General features: G+C 65.0%; 18 protein-coding genes. 12 read left to right on the top strand and 6 right to left on the bottom strand.

Annotated features, from left to right (window positions below; genetic code table 11):
• The first annotated feature begins 110 nt into the window (after window positions 1–110).
• Complete coding sequence (locus F5544_RS25960) at window positions 111–1,355, top strand: glycosyltransferase 87 family protein (protein ID WP_238846661.1); 1,245 nt, start codon at window positions 111–113, stop codon at window positions 1,353–1,355.
• Window positions 1,356–1,378: 23 nt separating this feature from the next.
• Complete coding sequence (locus tag F5544_RS25955; RefSeq protein ID WP_167475607.1) at window positions 1,379–2,752, top strand: FAD-dependent oxidoreductase; 1,374 nt, start codon at window positions 1,379–1,381, stop codon at window positions 2,750–2,752.
• Here the strand turns inward: F5544_RS25955 and F5544_RS25950 are convergent.
• Window positions 2,749–4,134 carry an APC family permease gene (locus F5544_RS25950; protein ID WP_167475606.1) on the bottom strand — a complete coding sequence of 462 codons (1,386 nt, stop codon included), beginning with the start codon at window positions 4,132–4,134 and terminating at the stop codon, window positions 2,749–2,751. The two genes, F5544_RS25955 and F5544_RS25950, sit on opposite strands and share 4 nt — an antisense overlap.
• On the opposite strand from F5544_RS25950, the gene F5544_RS25945 reads away from it, so the two are divergent.
• The 5 genes from F5544_RS25945 to F5544_RS25925 all read left to right on the top strand — a co-directional run bounded on the left by F5544_RS25945 (window position 4,133) and on the right by F5544_RS25925 (window position 8,797).
• Window positions 4,133–4,885 carry a TetR/AcrR family transcriptional regulator gene (locus F5544_RS25945; RefSeq protein ID WP_238846660.1) on the top strand — a complete coding sequence of 251 codons (753 nt, stop codon included), beginning with the start codon at window positions 4,133–4,135 and terminating at the stop codon, window positions 4,883–4,885. The two genes, F5544_RS25950 and F5544_RS25945, sit on opposite strands and share 2 nt — an antisense overlap.
• Window positions 4,869–6,044 carry a P1 family peptidase gene (locus tag F5544_RS25940; RefSeq protein ID WP_167475605.1) on the top strand — a complete coding sequence of 392 codons (1,176 nt, stop codon included), beginning with the start codon at window positions 4,869–4,871 and terminating at the stop codon, window positions 6,042–6,044. Before F5544_RS25945 ends, F5544_RS25940 begins: the two co-directional genes overlap by 17 nt.
• 182 nt (window positions 6,045–6,226) lie before the next feature.
• On the top strand, window positions 6,227–7,237 hold the full coding sequence (locus tag F5544_RS25935) for a saccharopine dehydrogenase NADP-binding domain-containing protein (protein WP_167475604.1): 1,011 nt from the start codon (window positions 6,227–6,229) through the stop codon (window positions 7,235–7,237).
• Window positions 7,238–7,357: 120 nt separating this feature from the next.
• Complete coding sequence (locus F5544_RS25930) at window positions 7,358–8,014, top strand: hypothetical protein (RefSeq protein ID WP_167475603.1); 657 nt, start codon at window positions 7,358–7,360, stop codon at window positions 8,012–8,014.
• Between the two features lie 60 nt (window positions 8,015–8,074).
• Complete coding sequence (locus tag F5544_RS25925; RefSeq protein ID WP_203217355.1) at window positions 8,075–8,797, top strand: hypothetical protein; 723 nt, start codon at window positions 8,075–8,077, stop codon at window positions 8,795–8,797.
• 22 nt (window positions 8,798–8,819) lie between these two features.
• Here the strand turns inward: F5544_RS25925 and F5544_RS25920 are convergent, their stop codons facing one another.
• Together F5544_RS25920 and soxR are read right to left on the bottom strand one after the other, a co-directional pair.
• Window positions 8,820–9,242, bottom strand: a complete 423-nt coding sequence (locus F5544_RS25920; RefSeq protein ID WP_167475602.1) for a hypothetical protein — start codon at window positions 9,240–9,242, stop codon at window positions 8,820–8,822.
• A gap of 92 nt (window positions 9,243–9,334) precedes the next feature.
• Complete coding sequence (soxR, locus tag F5544_RS25915) at window positions 9,335–9,739, bottom strand: redox-sensitive transcriptional activator SoxR (protein ID WP_167475601.1); 405 nt, start codon at window positions 9,737–9,739, stop codon at window positions 9,335–9,337.
• Between the two features lie 52 nt (window positions 9,740–9,791).
• Between soxR and F5544_RS25910 the strand changes: the two genes are divergently transcribed.
• The 3 genes from F5544_RS25910 to F5544_RS25900 all read left to right on the top strand — a co-directional run bounded on the left by F5544_RS25910 (window position 9,792) and on the right by F5544_RS25900 (window position 11,461).
• Complete coding sequence (locus tag F5544_RS25910) at window positions 9,792–10,280, top strand: nitroreductase family deazaflavin-dependent oxidoreductase (RefSeq protein WP_203217354.1); 489 nt, start codon at window positions 9,792–9,794, stop codon at window positions 10,278–10,280.
• Window positions 10,281–10,320: 40 nt separating this feature from the next.
• Window positions 10,321–11,091 (top strand): trans-aconitate 2-methyltransferase, encoded by a 771-nt coding sequence (locus F5544_RS25905; protein ID WP_167475599.1) that lies wholly within the window; start codon window positions 10,321–10,323, stop codon window positions 11,089–11,091.
• A gap of 148 nt (window positions 11,092–11,239) precedes the next feature.
• On the top strand, window positions 11,240–11,461 hold the full coding sequence (locus tag F5544_RS25900) for a recombinase family protein (RefSeq protein WP_167475598.1): 222 nt from the start codon (window positions 11,240–11,242) through the stop codon (window positions 11,459–11,461).
• A 475-nt stretch (window positions 11,462–11,936) separates the two neighbouring features.
• On the opposite strand, the gene F5544_RS25895 is transcribed toward F5544_RS25900, so the two are convergent.
• Entirely contained in the window at window positions 11,937–12,554 is a 618-nt protein-coding gene (locus tag F5544_RS25895; protein ID WP_167475597.1) for a hypothetical protein, read from the bottom strand.
• A 506-nt stretch (window positions 12,555–13,060) separates the two neighbouring features.
• Between F5544_RS25895 and F5544_RS25890 the strand changes: the two genes are divergently transcribed.
• Window positions 13,061–14,500, top strand: coding sequence for a hypothetical protein (locus tag F5544_RS25890; protein WP_167475596.1), 1,440 nt, complete (start codon window positions 13,061–13,063; stop codon window positions 14,498–14,500).
• Entirely contained in the window at window positions 14,493–14,774 is a 282-nt protein-coding gene (locus F5544_RS25885; RefSeq protein WP_167475595.1) for a hypothetical protein, read from the top strand. Before F5544_RS25890 ends, F5544_RS25885 begins: the two co-directional genes overlap by 8 nt.
• A gap of 312 nt (window positions 14,775–15,086) precedes the next feature.
• Here F5544_RS25885 and F5544_RS47600 read toward each other — a convergent pair whose 3' ends face one another.
• Complete coding sequence (locus F5544_RS47600; RefSeq protein WP_203217353.1) at window positions 15,087–15,476, bottom strand: pyridoxamine 5'-phosphate oxidase family protein; 390 nt, start codon at window positions 15,474–15,476, stop codon at window positions 15,087–15,089.
• A 683-nt stretch (window positions 15,477–16,159) separates the two neighbouring features.
• Window positions 16,160–16,462 (bottom strand): hypothetical protein, encoded by a 303-nt coding sequence (locus F5544_RS25875; RefSeq protein WP_167475594.1) that lies wholly within the window; start codon window positions 16,460–16,462, stop codon window positions 16,160–16,162.
• Window positions 16,463–17,284: the final 822 nt, after the last annotated feature.

The following is a 17,284-nucleotide window of genomic DNA, read 5'->3' as shown; positions in this document are numbered from 1 at the left end:
CGGCAAAACGTAATCGAAGATCAATCTCGACCCACGGTTCGAATGACGGAACCCGGGTCGGTATAGTCGCTCCGGATGATTAGTGTGACCACCCCGATAGGCCGAATTCAGTGAACCGTCGCTTCGGGCCCGTCGTGTGGCTGATTCCCGCCGTCCTGGTCGTAGTCTCCGCGGTCTACCAGTACGTGCCGCTATGGCCACTGAACTCGATCACCGGCGATTTCATCGATCTACAGGTCTACCGCCTCGGCGTCGAGGCGCTGTGGCACGGCCGGGATATGTACGGCACGCTGCCGCCGACGACCCTCGGCATCGGGCTGCCGTTCATTTATCCGCCGTTCGCGGCGCTGGCGCTCGGGCCGTACGCCTTCCTGCCGTGGGGGATCGCGAAGGTCGCGTTCTTCATCACCTCGGTGCTCGGGCTGGCGCTCACCCTGTACCTTGTGGCGCGCCGGGTCTGGTCCGGCGAGTCGGCGCGCCGGACCGCGCTGCTGGTCGGCGCGTGCGCGCTGCCGCTGGCCATGCTGCTGGAGCCGGTGCATCAGACGCTGGACTTCGGCCAGGTCAACATCATCGCGATGGCCTTGGTCGCGGCGGACTGCCTGACCGAGAAGCCGCGCTGGCGGCGCGGCATCCTGGTGGGCGTCGCCGCGGCGATCAAACTGACCCCGGCCGCGTTCGTGCTGTATTTCCTGGTGCGCCGGGAGTACAAGGCGGCGGCCACCGCGGCGGTGTCGGGTGCGGTGGCGACGCTGCTGGCGTTCGCGGTGCTGCCCGCCGCATCGGTGCGGTACTGGTTCGGCGGTATGGGCAATCTGTCCGGGTTGAGCGGTTCGGCATTCCGTACCAATCAGTCGATTCAGGGCATGCTGACGCGGTTGGGCTTCACCAAGCCGACTTCGACGCTGATCTGGCTGGCCATCGGCGTCGTACTGCTCTTGCTGGTCGCGACGGCGATGCGCAGGGCCGCGGCCATGCCCGCCCTCGCATTCGCGTTCAACGCGGTGTTCACGCTGCTGCTCTCGCCGATCTCGTGGTCGCACCACTGGGTGTGGATCGCGCCCGCGCTGCTGGCCATGGTCGGCTACGCGACCCGGTTGCCGTCGCGACAGGCCATCGGCTGGTATGTGACGAGCGCGGTGACCGCCGCGATATTCGTCTACGGTCCGCAGGACTGGCTGCCCGGCGACGATAAACGCGAGCTGGCGTGGACACCGTGGCAGCACGTCATCGGCAATACCTATGTCTGGTTCAGCGTGCTGCTAGTGCTGCTGTACCTCGCCGCGAGCAGGCGGCTGCCGAGCGCGACGGAAGCGGTCGCCGAAACCAGAGAGCCGTCGCTCACCGGTTCCTGATCTTGATCGGTAGCGTTGGCGTCATGACTGAGCGACTGGTGGTCATCGGCGGCGACGCGACCGGAATGTCGGCGGCCTCGCAGGCCCGCAGGCTGCGCACGGCCGCCGAACTGGAGATCGTCGTCTTCGAGCGCAGCCGCTTCACCTCCTATTCCGCGTGCGGAATTCCGTACTGGGTGGGTGGCGCTGTGCCGCAACGGGATTCGTTGATCGCGCGGACCGAGGCCGAACATCGGGCGCGCGATATCGACCTGCGGATGCGCACCGAGGCGATCGCCATCGACGTCGCGGGCGGCCGGGTGCTGGCGAGGGATCTGGAATCCGGCGCCGAAACCTGGACGGACTACGACAAATTGGTGATCGCGACCGGCGCGACGCCGATCCGGCCGGAACTGCCCGGAATCGACGCGATCGGGGTGCACGGTGTGCAGACCCTCGACGACGGGCAGGCGCTGCTGGACACCCTCGACCGCATCGACGGCAGGCGGGCGGTGGTGGTCGGCGCGGGCTATATCGGGGTGGAGATGGCGGAGGCGCTGATCCAGCGCGGATTCGAGGTCACGGTCGTCAATCGCGGCGGCGAACCGATGTCGACGCTCGACCCGGATATGGGCGCGCTGGTGCGAGAGGCCATGTCCGGCATGGGGATCGAGGTGATCGGCGATGCCGAGGTGATCGAATTGCGCACCGATGCCGATGGGCGGGTCCGCGCGGTGGTCACCAAAGATGCCGAAATTCCGGCCGATGTGGTGGTACTCGGCATCGGGGTGCGTCCGGCGACCGAACTCGCGCGCGAGGCGGGCCTGCCGCTCGGCGCGTCCGGCGGGCTGCTCACCGATCGCGCGATGCGGGTGCGCGGATACGAAAACATCTGGGCCGGTGGCGATTGCGTCGAGGTGCTGGATCTGGTGTCGGGGGAGCTGCGCCACATTCCGCTCGGCACACACGCCAACAAGCACGGCCAGATCATCGGTTCCGGCGTCGGCGGCGGGTACGCCACGTTCCCGGGCGTCGTCGGTACCGCGGTGAGCAAGGTATGCGATCTGGAGGTGGCGCGAACCGGGTTGCGCGAGAAGGACGCCCGGGCCGTCGGACTCCAATTCGTCACGGTCACCATCGAATCCACCAGCCGCTCCGGCTATTATCCGGGCGCGGCGTCGATGCGGGTGAAGATGCTCGCCGAACGCCGTACCGGGCGGCTGCTCGGCGTGCAGATCGTCGGGCGCGAGGGCGCGGGTAAACGGGTCGATGTCGCGGCCGTCGCACTCACCGCCGGGATGACCGTCGAACAGATGGTCGCGCTGGATCTCGGTTACGCGCCGCCGTTTTCGCCGGTGTGGGATCCGGTGCTGGTGGCGGCGCGCAAGGCAATGGCTGCGGTGCAACGGGATCGCTAGTCCTCGTGGATCGGGTCCGGTAGCGACCAGCGGTCGCCGCGGCGCGGATGCAGATAGAGCAGGTAGTACAGTGCGCCGAGCACCATGGTGCCGACGGCGACGGCGAGTTGGGCCCAACCGTCGAGCAGCACCCGGTACGCGACGTAGAGCACGACGGCGATGACGATCAGCGGCGGCGCGGGCCACAGTGGCATCCGGTAGCCGCGGCTGGGCAGCGCGCCCGCGCGGCGCAGCCGCAGCGCCGAAAGCGCGACCATCAGGTAGACCAGCACAACGGCCGAGCCGGTCGCGGTGATGAGCCAGTTCAGCGGCAGGAATGCGGCGGCGAGACCGGCGCATCCACCCACCACGATGGTCGCGGCCACCGGAGCGTGCGTCCGGGTGTGCACCGCGCCGAGCACGGCATCGATCGGCCCCGGCCAGGAACGGTCCCTGGCCGAGGCGAACAGCAGCCGCGCGATCTGCAGCACGATCGCGATGACCGCGTTGATGATGGCGATCGCGATGCCGACGCTCACCGCGTCGTTGATCGCCGCGCCGCCGCGGCTGGTGAGCAGGTAGTTCATCGGCGCGGCGGCGCCGAGCAGGCCCGGCATGCTCGGCGCGCCCGAAACCACTGCGGCCAAGGGGATTACCTCGACCGCGACGGTTATCGCGAGGCTGAGCATGATGATCCGGCCGATCGAGCGAGCCGCATTCCTGGTCTCCTCGACGTAGTACACGGCCTGGCCGTAACCGTTGTACGCGAACAGCGCGACGGGCACGAACGCGACCAGCGCGCCCGCGCTCACCCCGACCAGATGGCCGGAATCCATTGTCCGCGCGTGGAAGAACTCGCCGGGGCCGCGTTCGTAGTGCGCGAAACCGAGCACGGCCAGGACGGCGACGGCGATGATCTCGATGGTCAGCGCGATACCCGTGATCCAGGCGTTGGTGCGGATGTTCAGCAGCGCGATCAGCGTCGTGGCCGCGATCACCGCGACCCCGATCCACTTGCCGCTCAGCCCGGACCACACCACGCCGAGGTAGGACCCGGTGCCGAGCGCGATCACCGCGATGATCAGCATCCCGGTCACCAGCGTGAGCAGAAAGGTGGCGAATCCGGCGGACTTGCCGAGTAGCCTTGCGGCCCACGAATATTCGCCGCCGGCAATGGGATATGTCGCGGATAGTTCCGCATAGCACATGCCGACGAAGACGGCCGCGGCCGCCGCGATCAGGAATGCCGTCACGGCCGCGCCGCCCGCCCCGAGCAGGACGGCGGGCGCGATGATGAACACGCTGGACGCGGGGGTCACCGCGGACAGCGTCACGAGGATGTTCTCCCGCATGGACAGCGAACGGGAAAGCTGCTGGGCGTATTTGGGCAGAGGTTCGGTCATGACAACCCATTTCTTCGACGATCGATCAAAGAATGCGGGTAATCGCCTGCCCATCACGGCAAAACGGGCTAATCTTCACTTGATCGACAGTCAGCTAACAGGATTCGGGTTGGGCAGGAAGAAGAATCAGGACGCGGCCCGCGCGGCCATCGTCGCTGCGACGCTCAGCGCCATCCAGGATCGCGGCGTCAATGCGCTGCGGGTCCGTGACGTCGCCGAAATCGCCGGTGTCTCAACAGGAACCGTGCACTACTACTTCGACGATTTGGACAACCTACTGCGCGCGGTGCACCGCCAGGCCAGCGAGCGCTTCTTCGCCGACCGGATGACGATGGTCGCCGGTATCGCCGATGCCAGGGCGAAGATGCGCGCCATGATCGTCGCGGGCATTCCGAGTTCGGCCGACGATCCGCTGGTGGTCGCGCTCTATCAGCTCAACAACCACCTGAACTTCCGCGACGAGCACGCCGCACTGCTCACCGCGCTGTACGAGAAGCAGGTCGCGCTGTATCTCGCGGTGCTGGAAGTCGGTGTGGCGCAAGGGCATTTCACGCTCACCGAAACCGCGCTCGATATCGCCAACAATTTGGTCGCGCTGGAGGACGCGTACGGGCTGCACATCATCACGCCCAATCGCGCGGTGCCGCCCGCCCGCGCCGCCGCGCTGATCTGCTCCTACGCGCGCACCGCGACCGGCTGTTCAACCATAACGACGATCGGCGAGGTGACCGGCGATGACCGTGGCGCATAGCGATTCGACGGGTCGGCGCGCCCGCGAGCTCGGACTCGAACTGCCGGGAACGCCGGGGCCGCACAACGCGATCACCGATGTGCCGGGTGTGGAGGTCGGCTATCGGACGTTGATCCATGGCGAGGGGCCGCTGGTCGTCGGGCAGGGGCCGGTGCGCACCGGCGTGACCGCGATCCTGCCGCGCGGGCGGGCCGGTGTCGGGCGCCCGTGCGCGGCGGGCTGGTACTCGCTGAACGGTAACGGCGAGATGACCGGCACCACCTGGATCGACGAGGTGGGCGAATTGTGGTCGCCCATCACGATTTCCAATACGCACGCCATCGGCGCCTGCCACACCGGCGTGATCGAATGGATCAACGCGGTGCGTCCCGCACTGGCCCGGCAGTGGTTGCTGCCGGTGTGCGCGGAGACCTGGGACGGGTATCTCAACGACATCAACGGCGGTCACGTCATCCCGGAAGTGGTTCGCGCGGCGCTGGATTCGGCCCGTCCGGGACCGGTGGCCGAGGGTTCGGTGGGCGGCGGCACCGGCATGAACTGTTACGGATTCAAGGGCGGCAGCGGTACCGCGTCGCGCCGGATATCCTTCGGTGCAAAGGTATTCACGATCGGTGTGTTCGTGCAGGCCAATTTCGGCGCCCGCGCCGAACTGACGGTCACCGGCTGCCCGGTCGGCCGTATCCTCGACACCCCGAATCCAATGGAATCCGACGATTGGCTGGAGCGGGATATCGCCGCCCCGGGCGCCGGTTCGGTCATCGTCATCGTCGCGACCGATGCGCCGCTCGATGCCGCCCAATGCAAGGCCATCGCGCGGCGGGTTCCGTTGGGCCTGGCCCGCACCGGCACCACCGGCAGCATGTTCTCCGGCGATATCTTCCTGGCCTTCAGCACCGCGAACGATCGCCCCGGCGCCACTTCGTTTCCGGCGCGGGCGATTTCGGAGGCCGAGCTGGAAACCCGGATCGTCATGCCGTGGAACCGCATGGACCTGCTATACGCGGCGGTGGTGCCCGCGGTGGAGGAGGCCGTGCTGAACGCGCTGTTCGTCAACGCGGAGATGACCGGCCGCGACGGTCACCGGTCACCCGCGCTGCCGAGGGAAGCGGTGCTGGCCCTTGTCAATTCACCCGGTCACCGTGACCGCCGACCCGATTGATCGTGATACGAATCAAGTCACCGAGACCCAGCGAGGCAACGGCCTTGTCGGACAGGGTAGTTGGCATGTAAGACAGTAACTCGCAGGGGTTGTGGGATGTTCCGAATCAGCTTGACACGCCTCCCTTGTGGCTCGTACGTTCGAACATACATACGAATCGAAGGTATGGAAGTGGGTCTGTGATGACCGATCCCGTCTTCGCAATCTACGGCGCCACCGGGCACACCGGACGGTTGGTCGCCGCCGAACTACACGCTCGCGGAAGGCAACTGGTGTTGTCCGGCCGCGATGGGCAGGCACTCGACGACCTGGCGAAACAGTTGGATGCGCGCAGTCATCCCGCGGCCGTTGACGATCCGGTCGCGCTGCGCGAACTCACCGATCAGGCAACGGTGCTCATCCACTGCGCGGGCCCGTTCAAGGAGACGGGGGAGCCGGTCGCGGCAGCCGCCGTCGCGGGCGGCTGTCACTACATCGATCACGCGCTCGAGCCGCATCACGTCAAACGGCTGTTCGATTTCGAACCGCTGGCACAGCGCCAGCACGTCACGATGATTCCGTCGATGAGCTTCTGCGGCGGCTTCGGCGATCTGCTCGCCGCGGCGGTGGCCGACGGGTTGAGTGCGATCGATCGGCTCGTGGTCGCCTACTCGATAACCGGATGGCGGCTCACCACCGGCGCATTGAACACCGCGCGCCATTTGTTCGCGGAGACCGAACGCATTTCGTTCACCGACGGCGCCATCGCGCTCGGCTACGTCGAACCGCGCAATGCGGTATTCCCGTTCCCCGCGCCGCTGGGGCCGCGCCGGGTGATCGCGCCGGTGCCCTATCCGGAGGTGCTCACGGTGCCGCGACATACGCCGGTGCGCGAGGTGGAGGTGATGCTCACGGCGCGGACCTTCGAGGAGGACGACGTGTTCAACAGCGCCGATATCGATCCCGAAGCCAGGGCGGCCACCGAATTCACCATTGCGGTGCAGGCGATTTCGGCGCACGGCGGATATGCCGGGCACCTCGGCGGGCGCGATCTGTGGCGCGCGGCGGCGCTGGCCTCGGTGACGGCCGCCGACCGGCTCGCGTTCGGCGAAGGTCCCGGCAAGGCGGGCGTGCTCACTCCGGCCGAGGCCTTCCGCGCTCGACCGTTCCTGCACACGCTGGAACAGCTGGGCGCGATCACGGTCGCGCTCTGAGTGGTTGCGGCCCGTGCGGATATGCCTGCCGCACGGGCCGTTTCGTCCGACTCGCCGGGTTTCGCGGTCGATTCGGGTGATCGCGCCGTCGCGCACAACACCCGGCCATACCATCGAGAAATGTTCGTCCCGCAGAGTGGCTCGACGCTGATCGAAGGCCGGGTCGTGCACAAGACGTCCAACGCGCTGAAGATCACCTTCCGGAGCGGGCCGGGCGATCCGCTGGCCGAGGGCGTGCAGGGTGCGGGCGACGGGATGGGTGCGAAGCTGGCAATCCTGTTCGGGTTCAAGAACGGTGGCACCGGCAGACACCGGATCACCTACGCGGACGGGTCGGCGGTCTGGGTGCGGTCCGCGTCCGCCGCGCCCACCGTGCTCAGTCGCGACGACGGCGGCGAGATCGCCACCATCCGGCGCGGCGACACCTCCACGGCGGTGGCGGCAACGGGCGGAACGCTTTTCACGTTCGTGCCGGATCCGGCCGAGCCGAAAACACCTGAGCTGTTCCGAATGCTGGTGCGGGACAAGGCCGATCAGGAGTTCGGCAGGCTGGACGTGATCCGCACCGCCGGCGGCTGGAGCATCGGGCGGCTGGTCGACGAGCTCTACGACACCTACATCTGGTGGGACCGCGCGGGCGAACCGCTGTCGGTGCCGATTCTGGGAACTCGGCTGTTGCTGCGCACCCCGGTCGACGGTTTGGCCCGCGACGTATTGCTGGGTGCGTGCGCGGATATCACGCTCGGCCTGCGTCCCTACATCGCCGCGATGAAGTAGACCGACCTGCCGGTCTCGCGAATTATCAACGCCTACCGCACAATTGATGCGGAGGTTCACATGAACATACGCTACCGGCAGGCAACCGCCGAGAACGACGGCGCGTGCGCCGCCTCATCGCCACATGCTCGACTTTCCGGTCCGATGCTGGTGGGTGCATCGATCGCGGTGATATTGCTGACCGCCGGTTGCGCCCAACACAATTCGGTCTCGTCCACCCGGCCCATCCTCGGGCCCGCGCCGTCGGTGCATCAGAATACCCAGATCCCGGTCGGGCCGGGGCCGACCAATTACACCCATCAGGCGCAGCCGGCGCCGGGAAGTTGCCACTACCGCAAGGCATCCGACGGACAGCCGCTGCCCGACCCGGTGTGCACGCCGGGCGCGGTGAATCCCAAAGTGACACCCGAGGACATCGCGACGACGATCTGTAAATCGGGCTACACGGGATCGATTCGGCCGGCTCAGGGCATCACCGATACGGAGAAGAAGGGCAACGCCCAGTCCTACGCGTACACCGGCGATCTCGGCCAGGCCGAATACGACCACCTCATCTCGCTGGAACTCGGCGGCGACCCGAACGATCCGCGCAACCTGTGGGTCGAACCGCCCTCGTCGGGGCATCAGGCCAAGGACGGCGTCAACAATCCGAAAGATCAGGTGGAGAACAAATTACATACGCTGGTGTGCGGCGGGAAGGTCGCGCTCGCCGACGCCCAGTACGCCATAGCGACGGATTGGACGACGGCGCTCGCGGTGGTCGGTCACTCGGACGGGAAATAGCCGCCGCCCGAGCGGAATACGGCTACGGCAGCACGAGGCATGCTGGGCCGAGCGGAATCCCGGTGCCGACGGTCACCGAGGTGATGTAATACCGCTCGCCCGAAATGTATTCGGCGGCCCAGATCTTGTGCTCGCCCTTCTTGGCCGGTGTCCATGTGGTGGTGGCCTTGCCGTTGGCGTCGGCGGCCGGGCCCACCGGTTTCAGCGTGTCGGTGGTGCGGAATCCGTCGACCTCGTCCAGGAACACGACCGCGACACCGGGCGTCGCGGTGGCGGTGACCTGGTACGAGCAGCCGGTGCCGTATGAGCCGGAGCTGCCGAAGCTCATACCGGGCGCGATATCGATGCCGGTGACCGAGGCCCCGGCCTGGGGTGCGGCCAGTGCCACGGCGGCGCTCACCGCACCGAATGCGGTGACGGCGGCGGTTTTTGTCGAAATGCTCAACGAATTACCCCTTCCAGCATGGCTTTTGGCGGTGCGGGCCTGCCGAGAATCGCATATCGCCCGTCGGGTCTGCCTGCCCATAGTTCTCGGGGCTATTCGGCCGAACGCACCAGGGTGCACCGCGTGAGCGATGGGCAGTCGCATTCGGCGCATTCGGCAAGTTGTTCGCGCAGGCCGGTGAGCCGGGCGGCCCTGGCGTCCAGATCGGCGCGCCAGCAGGCGGATGCCCGCGCCCAAACCTGCGGCGTCCCGGCGGTGCCCGGCGGCACCAGCGCCAGTACCTCGCGGATCGGCCCGAGCGCGATGCCGAGGCGCTGCGCGGCCCGGATGAACGCGATATCGCCGAGCGCGGTATCGGGATAGCGCCGCTGGTTACCGCCGGTGCGGCGGCTGGTCAGCAGGCCCTGTCGTTCGTAGAAGCGCAGCGCCGACGTGGAAACGCCGCTGCGCCGCGCCAATTCACCGATGGTCAGCTCGTCGGTGCGGTGCGCCGTCATCCGGATACCCTAGCTTGACTTGAACATATGTTTAACTTCGATGCTCGAACGCATGAGTGAAGTCTTCGACAGCCCGACCGACTGGGTTGCCCGCCATGTCCGCAGATATGTGGAAAGCGATGGTGCGGAAGGGCATTCGTACAACGGCTGGCCGACGCTGCTGTTGACGGTGCGCGGCCGCAGGTCGGGTAAGCTGCGCCGCACCGCGCTGATCTACGGCCGGGACGCCGACCGCTACCTGCTGGTCGCCTCGAACGGCGGCGCGCGGGAACATCCGGAGTGGTACCGGAATCTGCTCGCCGATCCGGATGTCGGCATCCAGGTGGGTCGCGACCACTTCGTGGCGCGGGCCCACACCGCCGATGCGCTGGAGGCGGCGCGGCTGTGGCCGGTGATGGCGGCGATCTTCCCGCTCTACGAGAAGTACCGGGCCGCAACGGATCGGGAGATACCGTTGGTCATCCTCGAGGACGCGCGGGCGGTGCAGGGGATGGACACGTTGCCGTTCGCCGCCCTTGTCCGGGACCGGAAACAGGAATAAAGTACGTACGTACGGTTTGGTAAATTGGAGGGAGCGGCCGATGTGGGATCCCGTGAAGTATCTGGCATTCGACGACGAGCGGTCCCGGCCGTTCTTCGAACTGGTCGCCCGGGTGCGGGCGGATGCGCCGCGGCGGGTGGTCGATCTCGGCTGTGGGCCCGGCAATCTGACGGTGACGTTGCGCGAGCGCTGGCCGGGCGCGGCGCTGCAGGCCACCGACTCGTCCATCGAAATGGTCGGCGCGGCAAAGGAAAACGGCATCGACGCGGTGCTGCAGGATGTGCGGGACTGGCGTCCGGAACCCGATACCGACGTGGTGGTCAGCAATGCCGTGCTGCAATGGGTGCCCGGCCATCCCGCGCTGCTCACCGAGTGGGCGAAACAGCTGCCGCCCGGCGCCTGGCTCGCCATTCAGGTGCCCGGAAACTTCGACGCGCCTTCACATCTGGCGATCCGCGAGCTGACCGACAGCGAGCGCTGGCGACCGGCGCTGGCCGGGGCCCCGCTACAGCACCCGCGCCCGGTGCTCGATCCGGCGGGCTACGCGCAGGTACTCGCGGCCGCCGGCTGCACCGTCGACGCCTGGGAGACCACGTATTTGCAGCGGTTGACCGGTGACGATCCGGTGCTCGAATGGGTCACCGGCACGGCGCTGCGCCCGGTCCGCGACACCCTCGACGAGAACGAATGGCAGGAGTTCCGTGCGGAATTGGCCCCGCTGCTGCGCGCGACCTATCCGCGTCAGGTCGACGGCACCACCTGGCTTCCGTTCCGCCGCGTGTTCTGCGTGGCGCAAACGCCCGGCACCTAGGCCCTGTGTCGAAGTCCCATCCGGCGCCTCCGCGGCCCAGCTCGCCGTCTGGCCGCGTTGTCGTCGTCGCCGATACAACCCCGGGTATCGGCTCCTCCTCCGCCTTGCAGGAGTTAGTAGTCCTACAAAGGTCGGTTGGCTTGTTGGTGTGAGTTCATCAAAAGCCTTGGTAGGCAAGCGAGTTAGCGTCTACAACGACAGCAAGGTGTCCGATGACGCCCAGGAGTTGACCGGGCATGAGTGGTGCAAGCGGGCCGGGGCGGAAGTGCTGGATGTCTTCGAAGATCTCGGGGTGTCGGCGATCAAGGTCAACACCTTCGATCGGCCCGACCTTGGGCAGTGGCTGACCGAGGAACGCGCCGACCTGTGAGACACGATCGCGTGGTCGAAGGATGCGCATCCGACCACCTCCACTTCTTGGACGTCTTCGCCAGCACGCACGATGCCGTCTCCTGGCCACTGACCGCACTCAGCGGGTTTCTCGCCGCGGTGCGTGTGTGCGGTGATGGCTCGGGCCAATCGGCCATTTCCGACCAACCACCGGTTCGTCAGCCGTGGAACCGTCGACAGCAGGTGATCCGCTGAGCGAACATACCGCAGGCGGGCAGCCGACGAGAGAGCCTCCCACCGGACACCTGGACCAGATCCTGGCCTGGAACCGGTCCTGTCTCCAGTCTTAAGTGGCCGACGAGCGGACGCCTGGCTGCTTGCCGATCCGACGAACTGTGCGCCACGCCCGTAGTCTGGTTGGTCTTAAGCGCAAGGCGGGCAGCTGATCATGCTTCTGGCCATGACACGTGCGAGCGTTGCAGCGCCCTGGGAACTCTACATTCCAGGTTCATCGGTTAAGAGGGCATCAACGTGTCTGTCAAAGGCCGTCTGTCCGGCTGTCGAGCGGTTCCGGATCGCAGACAGGCCGATATCAGTTGCGCTGTTGAACGCCGAGATGCCGAGTGCTGATATTGGATTCCCGAGACTGTGCCCAAGGCGGCGTTCACGCCAAGGTTGCGCATGCTCGCTTTGCGGTCCGATAGGAATTTGGAGCGGCCGAAGTCGTGACGCAACAGGTGGGCTTCGTGCTCTACTGCTTGCCGGATGTTTCGTAGCGTTCCTTGACTTGGATTCAGCAGTGACGGTATCGCGTGGGCAGTTGCCACGCCGTATTTCAGCGCATAACGCCAGCGCTCGAACTCATCGCCGTGGCGTATCGCAACGAGGTCGCACGCTTCCAGCCTTGACAGGCCAGGAAGCGCCAGATCCAGCAGTGTGCGGGCAACCGAAGCCTCGTCGTCTGCGATCTGCGTCGGGTTGACAATATGGCGACTCCTGCAGTCCAGGAGATCTCTGTGCTTGGGCAAGCATAACCGGGCCAATAATTGTTGATCGGACCGCTGCACGAAGTCGAGATCAGCACCGCCCGACAGCAGGTGCAGCCGCTCCAGCTCGGAGAGCAGTCGGTTCAAGGCCGCGAGCGGGTCGGGCGAGTCGGGAGTCAAAGCCCGCAACTCAGCGAAATCCAGCTCAGAAAACTCGCCTTGCTCGAAGGGGGAAACTATCTTGTCGCATTATTCCCATCACACGTCCGGGGACACGAACGTAATAATGTCGTCTTCCACGAGGGGACGCAGGTACGACAGCAGCACGGTTGTCGGAGAACGAAGTCGACGAGGTATGGCGGCGATGGCGGTCCGGGCACGCGGTGAAGGTGGTGGCCCGGGAGATGCGCCAGGGTCAGGCCCGCATCCTCGGGCACCCGGCCGATCAGCGCGACAAATCCGTGCCCTCGATGGTTCGAGGATCAGCGCGTCACTTTCCGAACATTACGAATCAGGACTGTTTCTCTTTTCGGAGTAACGCGGAAACAGTGCCGACTGTATATAGCCATACCCACGGTTTTCCGCGGGCCGGGAGTCGTCCGCTCGCAATGGCGCGAGTGCTCCCCGGCTCGCGGGTGGGTAGAGGTGTAGTCATGGCTCTCGTCTGTACCGAGATCACCGAGTGGATCGAGGAAGAGGTTTCCAAGCCCGTCGAGGAATGGGAAGAAAGACAGGAAAAGAAATGTAAGGACTATCCGTGGTATGACCCGCGCGGTTGGGTATGCTGGTTCGTCACGTATTTCGTGAAGGTGATCCGGTGGGTGATCGTGAAGGTCGGCAAGTGGGTCACCCGGACCGTATGCAAGCTGGTCGCGGTCGTCTGGGGCATCATCAAAGACCTCGCGAGCGGTCTGTGGGACGTCGTCGCGGGGATATTCACCCTCGACTGGCGGCGCATCCTCGACGGGCTGCTCCAAATCGGGATCGGGATCGTTCTCGGAGCGATCGGGTTGGGCCGCATCATATTCCTCGGCGACACCATCGCCTACATCATCGAGGAGATCAACCGCTGGCGACTGCGGAACTATGTCCGCGGACTGCTGGAGAAGAAGTACTCGGGCACGACGCTCGAGCAGATCGAGGAAGCCATTCGGCTCGACCACGGCGCGTTCGGCCTGCGCATGGACGCAACGGCATACCGCACGGTGCTCGACTCCGAGGCGCCCTCGCCAACAGATCCCGCGGCGCCAAATCTGGTTGTGCTGCATGAAACCGGCGCCATCAATCTGCGTGCACTGTGCGGCTTCGAATTCGACGAAGGTTTCTGGAATCGCAAGAGCTACAAAACGTTGAAGAAAGAAGTCGTCGTCGGTGGCGGTGGCGGAGGGGAATTCGATAATCCGATCTCCGAAGATGAACTCGACACCTACCTTTCCTCGCGTGGACAGCAGGGACCGCCGTTCATCGTGCTGCCGATGCGTGACGGCGCTCTCGATGAACGGGTGAGCACCGCCGAGGAGAAGGGCCGTGAACTCGGATTGATGATGAGCTTCAACACCGACCGGGTACCGGTCACCTCGGCGGGCCACATCGTCCAGCACGGCTTCGACACCGCGGACGCCAACAGCGCGCTGGCCAGATTCCTGATCGATAAAATCGGGCGCATCGATAAGACGGTGGATCGCCCCGGGGCGGATCATCAACTGTGTCATCCGGTGGTGGTCGGCATCTTCCGCTACACCGATGGCCTGCGCGGTTTGACGGCCACGCTGGAGCGCACGGCTTGCGGACTGCCGGGAAGCATCACCTCCGGTGCGACATTCATCGACAACCGGCCCAACCAGATCTGGAAGTACGTGCCGATCCACGAACTCGGCCATTACTTCGGGCTCTGCCATACCGACGGCGTCAACCGAATCATGTACTCCTCCAGGCAGAACAGTTGGTGGAGCTGGTGGCTGGTCCCGGATATCTATCTGACCGGCGAACCCAGCTTCGTCTTCGACGAGGCCAAGGCCGCCTGGGACTACATCATCGCCAACTTCCCGCCCGACTGCCTGGGCGCCGAGTCGACGGACTCTCCCATTGAGTGAGGCCACGCCGAACAAGGACATGCACGCCGAGATCGATCGGCTGGGACGCGAATGCGGTTGCGGCACCGGCACTGTCGTAGCCGCGCTCGCGGGCCTGGGTTATCCGCTCACGCTGCTGGCCGGGCTCCACCCGCCCGGATCCGGCTCCATCCTCGGCATTATCGTCGGCGGTGTCACAGCAGTCCTGTCGGGCGGCTTGGTCGGTAAAGGCCTCGGCATCGGGTACGCCCGCCACCGACGCACCCGCCTGATTCGGCAACTCGGCACGCGGTGAGATCACAACCGCCGCAGTCGACCCCGTTCCGCGAAATCATCGAGCTGAACTAAAACGACGCGCCGGAGGAAGTGCGTCTCGCGGCCGGCAAATACCCGAGGACTCCCGGCTGGCCTCGCTTGTCGGCGATTTGGCGATGGGCAGCGAGCGCTTCCGCCGCCTGTGGGCCCGCGCTGGCACGACCCCGGGTCGATCATTGCGAACGTCCGGTAAGTAGCCGCATGACGCGCGGTTCGACGCGGCCGCAATGCTCGCCGGAAGATCAACGGGCCGAGATCATCTCGGGCAGCCGGACGGCCCCGGCAGTGGACATCACGCCGATGAGCGAGCGTCAAGCGCGGCTGAGAGAGGAGACATTTCGGTTGTTACGCCCTGGCCAGTCGATGTTCCAGGCCACAACTCGACAAGGATGTAGCCGAAGGACGTCGTTGCTGAATTCTTCCAGCAACGGTCTATCGCTCCACAGGATTTCGACGATACCGCGCGGATCTCGAGGCCGCGTCCCCGTTGGCCTCCGGGCCCGACCGGATGTGGCGCGGCGTCGTCGACGACCAGAGATACCCTGGCATCGGCCTGGATGTTGCGATACTTCTGGGAATTGGCGAGGTCAGGACCGCCGATGTCGATCGTTCCGTTGTGCTTGTCCACCCAGAATGCGACCGGGTGTACTTGGGGTGCCCCTACGGGGCCAATTGTCGCCAACCGGCCCTACGCCTGGTCGATCAGATACCGATACTCGGACTCTGTGTAGATCATGCCATCAGAGTCCGGCCTCAACTGCGGTTGAGGTCAAGGTCCGCCAGTGCTATGAAATACTCGCCACCGCAACGGATTTAATCGTGGGCCGGCGCTCGACCACGACCACCGGTCAGGCCGATCGACCACTGGCGAACTACTCCGCACGCGAATTTGCGAACATCCTGAAATGCCGCTGGTCGCTCGTTCGGTTAGGAGGATCCGCTCCGCCGCAGAACATCCGGTATTGCCGAGTATGTGTCGTTCGCCCGCGTCGAGCGAACGCCTATGCCCGAGGTTTGGCTTATGTCGCACGACACATTCTGCGCCGACCGGAGTAGGACCGATTCTGCCCTGAATCATCCCTGGATTGATCGTCACGAACGCTGATATCGTTCCCTTCCGGTGTAGCAACGCTCGTCGAACACGGCTCCACACTTTGCGCTGCCACACGCCATTATCCGCAATAACTCGATTCGGCATCTACCATAAAATTCTCCTACCAGCGCGACCATCCGATCCCTGAGTAATTTCAATTACAGCTGGCCAGAACATGTTCTGCTTATTCCCGCCGCCGTGCCGGGAATAAGCATAACAGCCGGTACTAGGCGTTGTCAGGCTGTGCGCACAGCCCGCAGTTGCCTACTCGGTCAGAGTTGGCGGCATCCGGAACCGGCCAGAGAACCATTCTGAAGGGCCCCCATTTGGCAGTCGAGTTCGAGGCCCAAGCCTTTAACCTTGATGTTGGTCAGCAGTCCTGGGCTCGCATTTCCGTTGAGAGTACAGCCGGTGCCGGTCACAAGGCTTCCGTAGGGGCTTCCGTAGGGGGTGAGGCTGGTATTGCATTCGACGGTCTCGGCGTTCGCGTGGGCAGTAGCCGGCGTGAGAATGAGCAGGGATGCCGCAGTAATTGGCGCTGCGAGGAGGGTGAGGGACAATGTGCGGTTGCGCATTTGGTGCTCCTTCGGTGGACCGGCCGGTTTCACGCCCACATGCCAAATATGGGTTGATGCGGATTGGTTCCGGCGCTGAAATAGCTTGCTAGCACTAATCTTTCAGGCCAGACCCCGGTGATTCAACTCGGATTCGTCCCCACTGCCGAAAAGGTCCGCCACCAGCTCGTATATGGCGCTCCCACATGAGGCTGCTCGACTTTCAATCGAAACGACCACTGTTGTTCGCCGCGAGCACTACCCTGTAGTTTGGGGGAACCGGCGGGGAAGGGGTACAAGATTCCATCCTCCAAGCGCTAAGCGGCTCCGCAGAGCAGGAATTCAGGAGCGCCCGAGGAAGAAACGGGGCGGATGTGTCATCCAAGCAAAAGAGTAAATCATCGCATCCGCCACGCGGAAACTGCGGCACGTATCTTAAAAGTGTGCTGGTCACGCATTCCAAAGCACGTATAAACTCCAGGGCGGACCAACGTTAAAATTCTGGCAGCAGAAAGCTCTCCACAGGCCCTGTGCTTGGCCTGCAACGCCATCATTCACACAGTCCACAAAATTGTTATAGCTGGCACGGTACCAATAATCGCCGGGGCAAGAATTCTTCAGCCCGACCGTAGCGGCCGAGCATTGCACAGTTCCAGCAGAATCCGATGCGATCGCATTCGTATCGGCTGCCGTCACGACCATGGCAACCCCGATTACGGCCGCAAAGCCGAGGGTGACAGCGCTACGGTTAATCATTTCGCAGCTCCATAACGCTTCGAACTGAACAACTATTCGACCTGAGGCTACAGCCCTACGCGCAGCCTTCAACAGCGACGTGTACCA

The organism is Nocardia arthritidis, from assembly GCF_011801145.1.
GTDB lineage: Bacteria > Actinomycetota > Actinomycetes > Mycobacteriales > Mycobacteriaceae > Nocardia > Nocardia arthritidis_A.
This window is presented reverse-complemented; position numbering and strand designations above follow the sequence as displayed.

Excerpts from the sequence above, each read along its gene's own strand:
- F5544_RS25955 (WP_167475607.1), top strand. The coding sequence starts at position 1,379 with ATGACTGAGCGACTGGTGGTCATCGGCGGCGACGCGACCGGAATGTCG.
- F5544_RS25945 (WP_238846660.1), top strand. The coding sequence starts at position 4,133 with ATGACAACCCATTTCTTCGACGATCGATCAAAGAATGCGGGTAATCGC.
- F5544_RS25950 (WP_167475606.1), bottom strand. The coding sequence starts at position 4,134 with ATGACCGAACCTCTGCCCAAATACGCCCAGCAGCTTTCCCGTTCGCTG.
- F5544_RS25940 (WP_167475605.1), top strand. The coding sequence starts at position 4,869 with ATGACCGTGGCGCATAGCGATTCGACGGGTCGGCGCGCCCGCGAGCTC.
- F5544_RS25935 (WP_167475604.1), top strand. The coding sequence starts at position 6,227 with ATGACCGATCCCGTCTTCGCAATCTACGGCGCCACCGGGCACACCGGA.
- F5544_RS25930 (WP_167475603.1), top strand. The coding sequence starts at position 7,358 with ATGTTCGTCCCGCAGAGTGGCTCGACGCTGATCGAAGGCCGGGTCGTG.
- F5544_RS25925 (WP_203217355.1), top strand. The coding sequence starts at position 8,075 with ATGAACATACGCTACCGGCAGGCAACCGCCGAGAACGACGGCGCGTGC.
- soxR (WP_167475601.1), bottom strand. The coding sequence starts at position 9,739 with ATGACGGCGCACCGCACCGACGAGCTGACCATCGGTGAATTGGCGCGG.
- F5544_RS25910 (WP_203217354.1), top strand. The coding sequence starts at position 9,792 with ATGAGTGAAGTCTTCGACAGCCCGACCGACTGGGTTGCCCGCCATGTC.
- F5544_RS25905 (WP_167475599.1), top strand. The coding sequence starts at position 10,321 with ATGTGGGATCCCGTGAAGTATCTGGCATTCGACGACGAGCGGTCCCGG.
- F5544_RS25890 (WP_167475596.1), top strand. The coding sequence starts at position 13,061 with ATGGCTCTCGTCTGTACCGAGATCACCGAGTGGATCGAGGAAGAGGTT.
- F5544_RS25875 (WP_167475594.1), bottom strand. The coding sequence starts at position 16,462 with ATGCGCAACCGCACATTGTCCCTCACCCTCCTCGCAGCGCCAATTACT.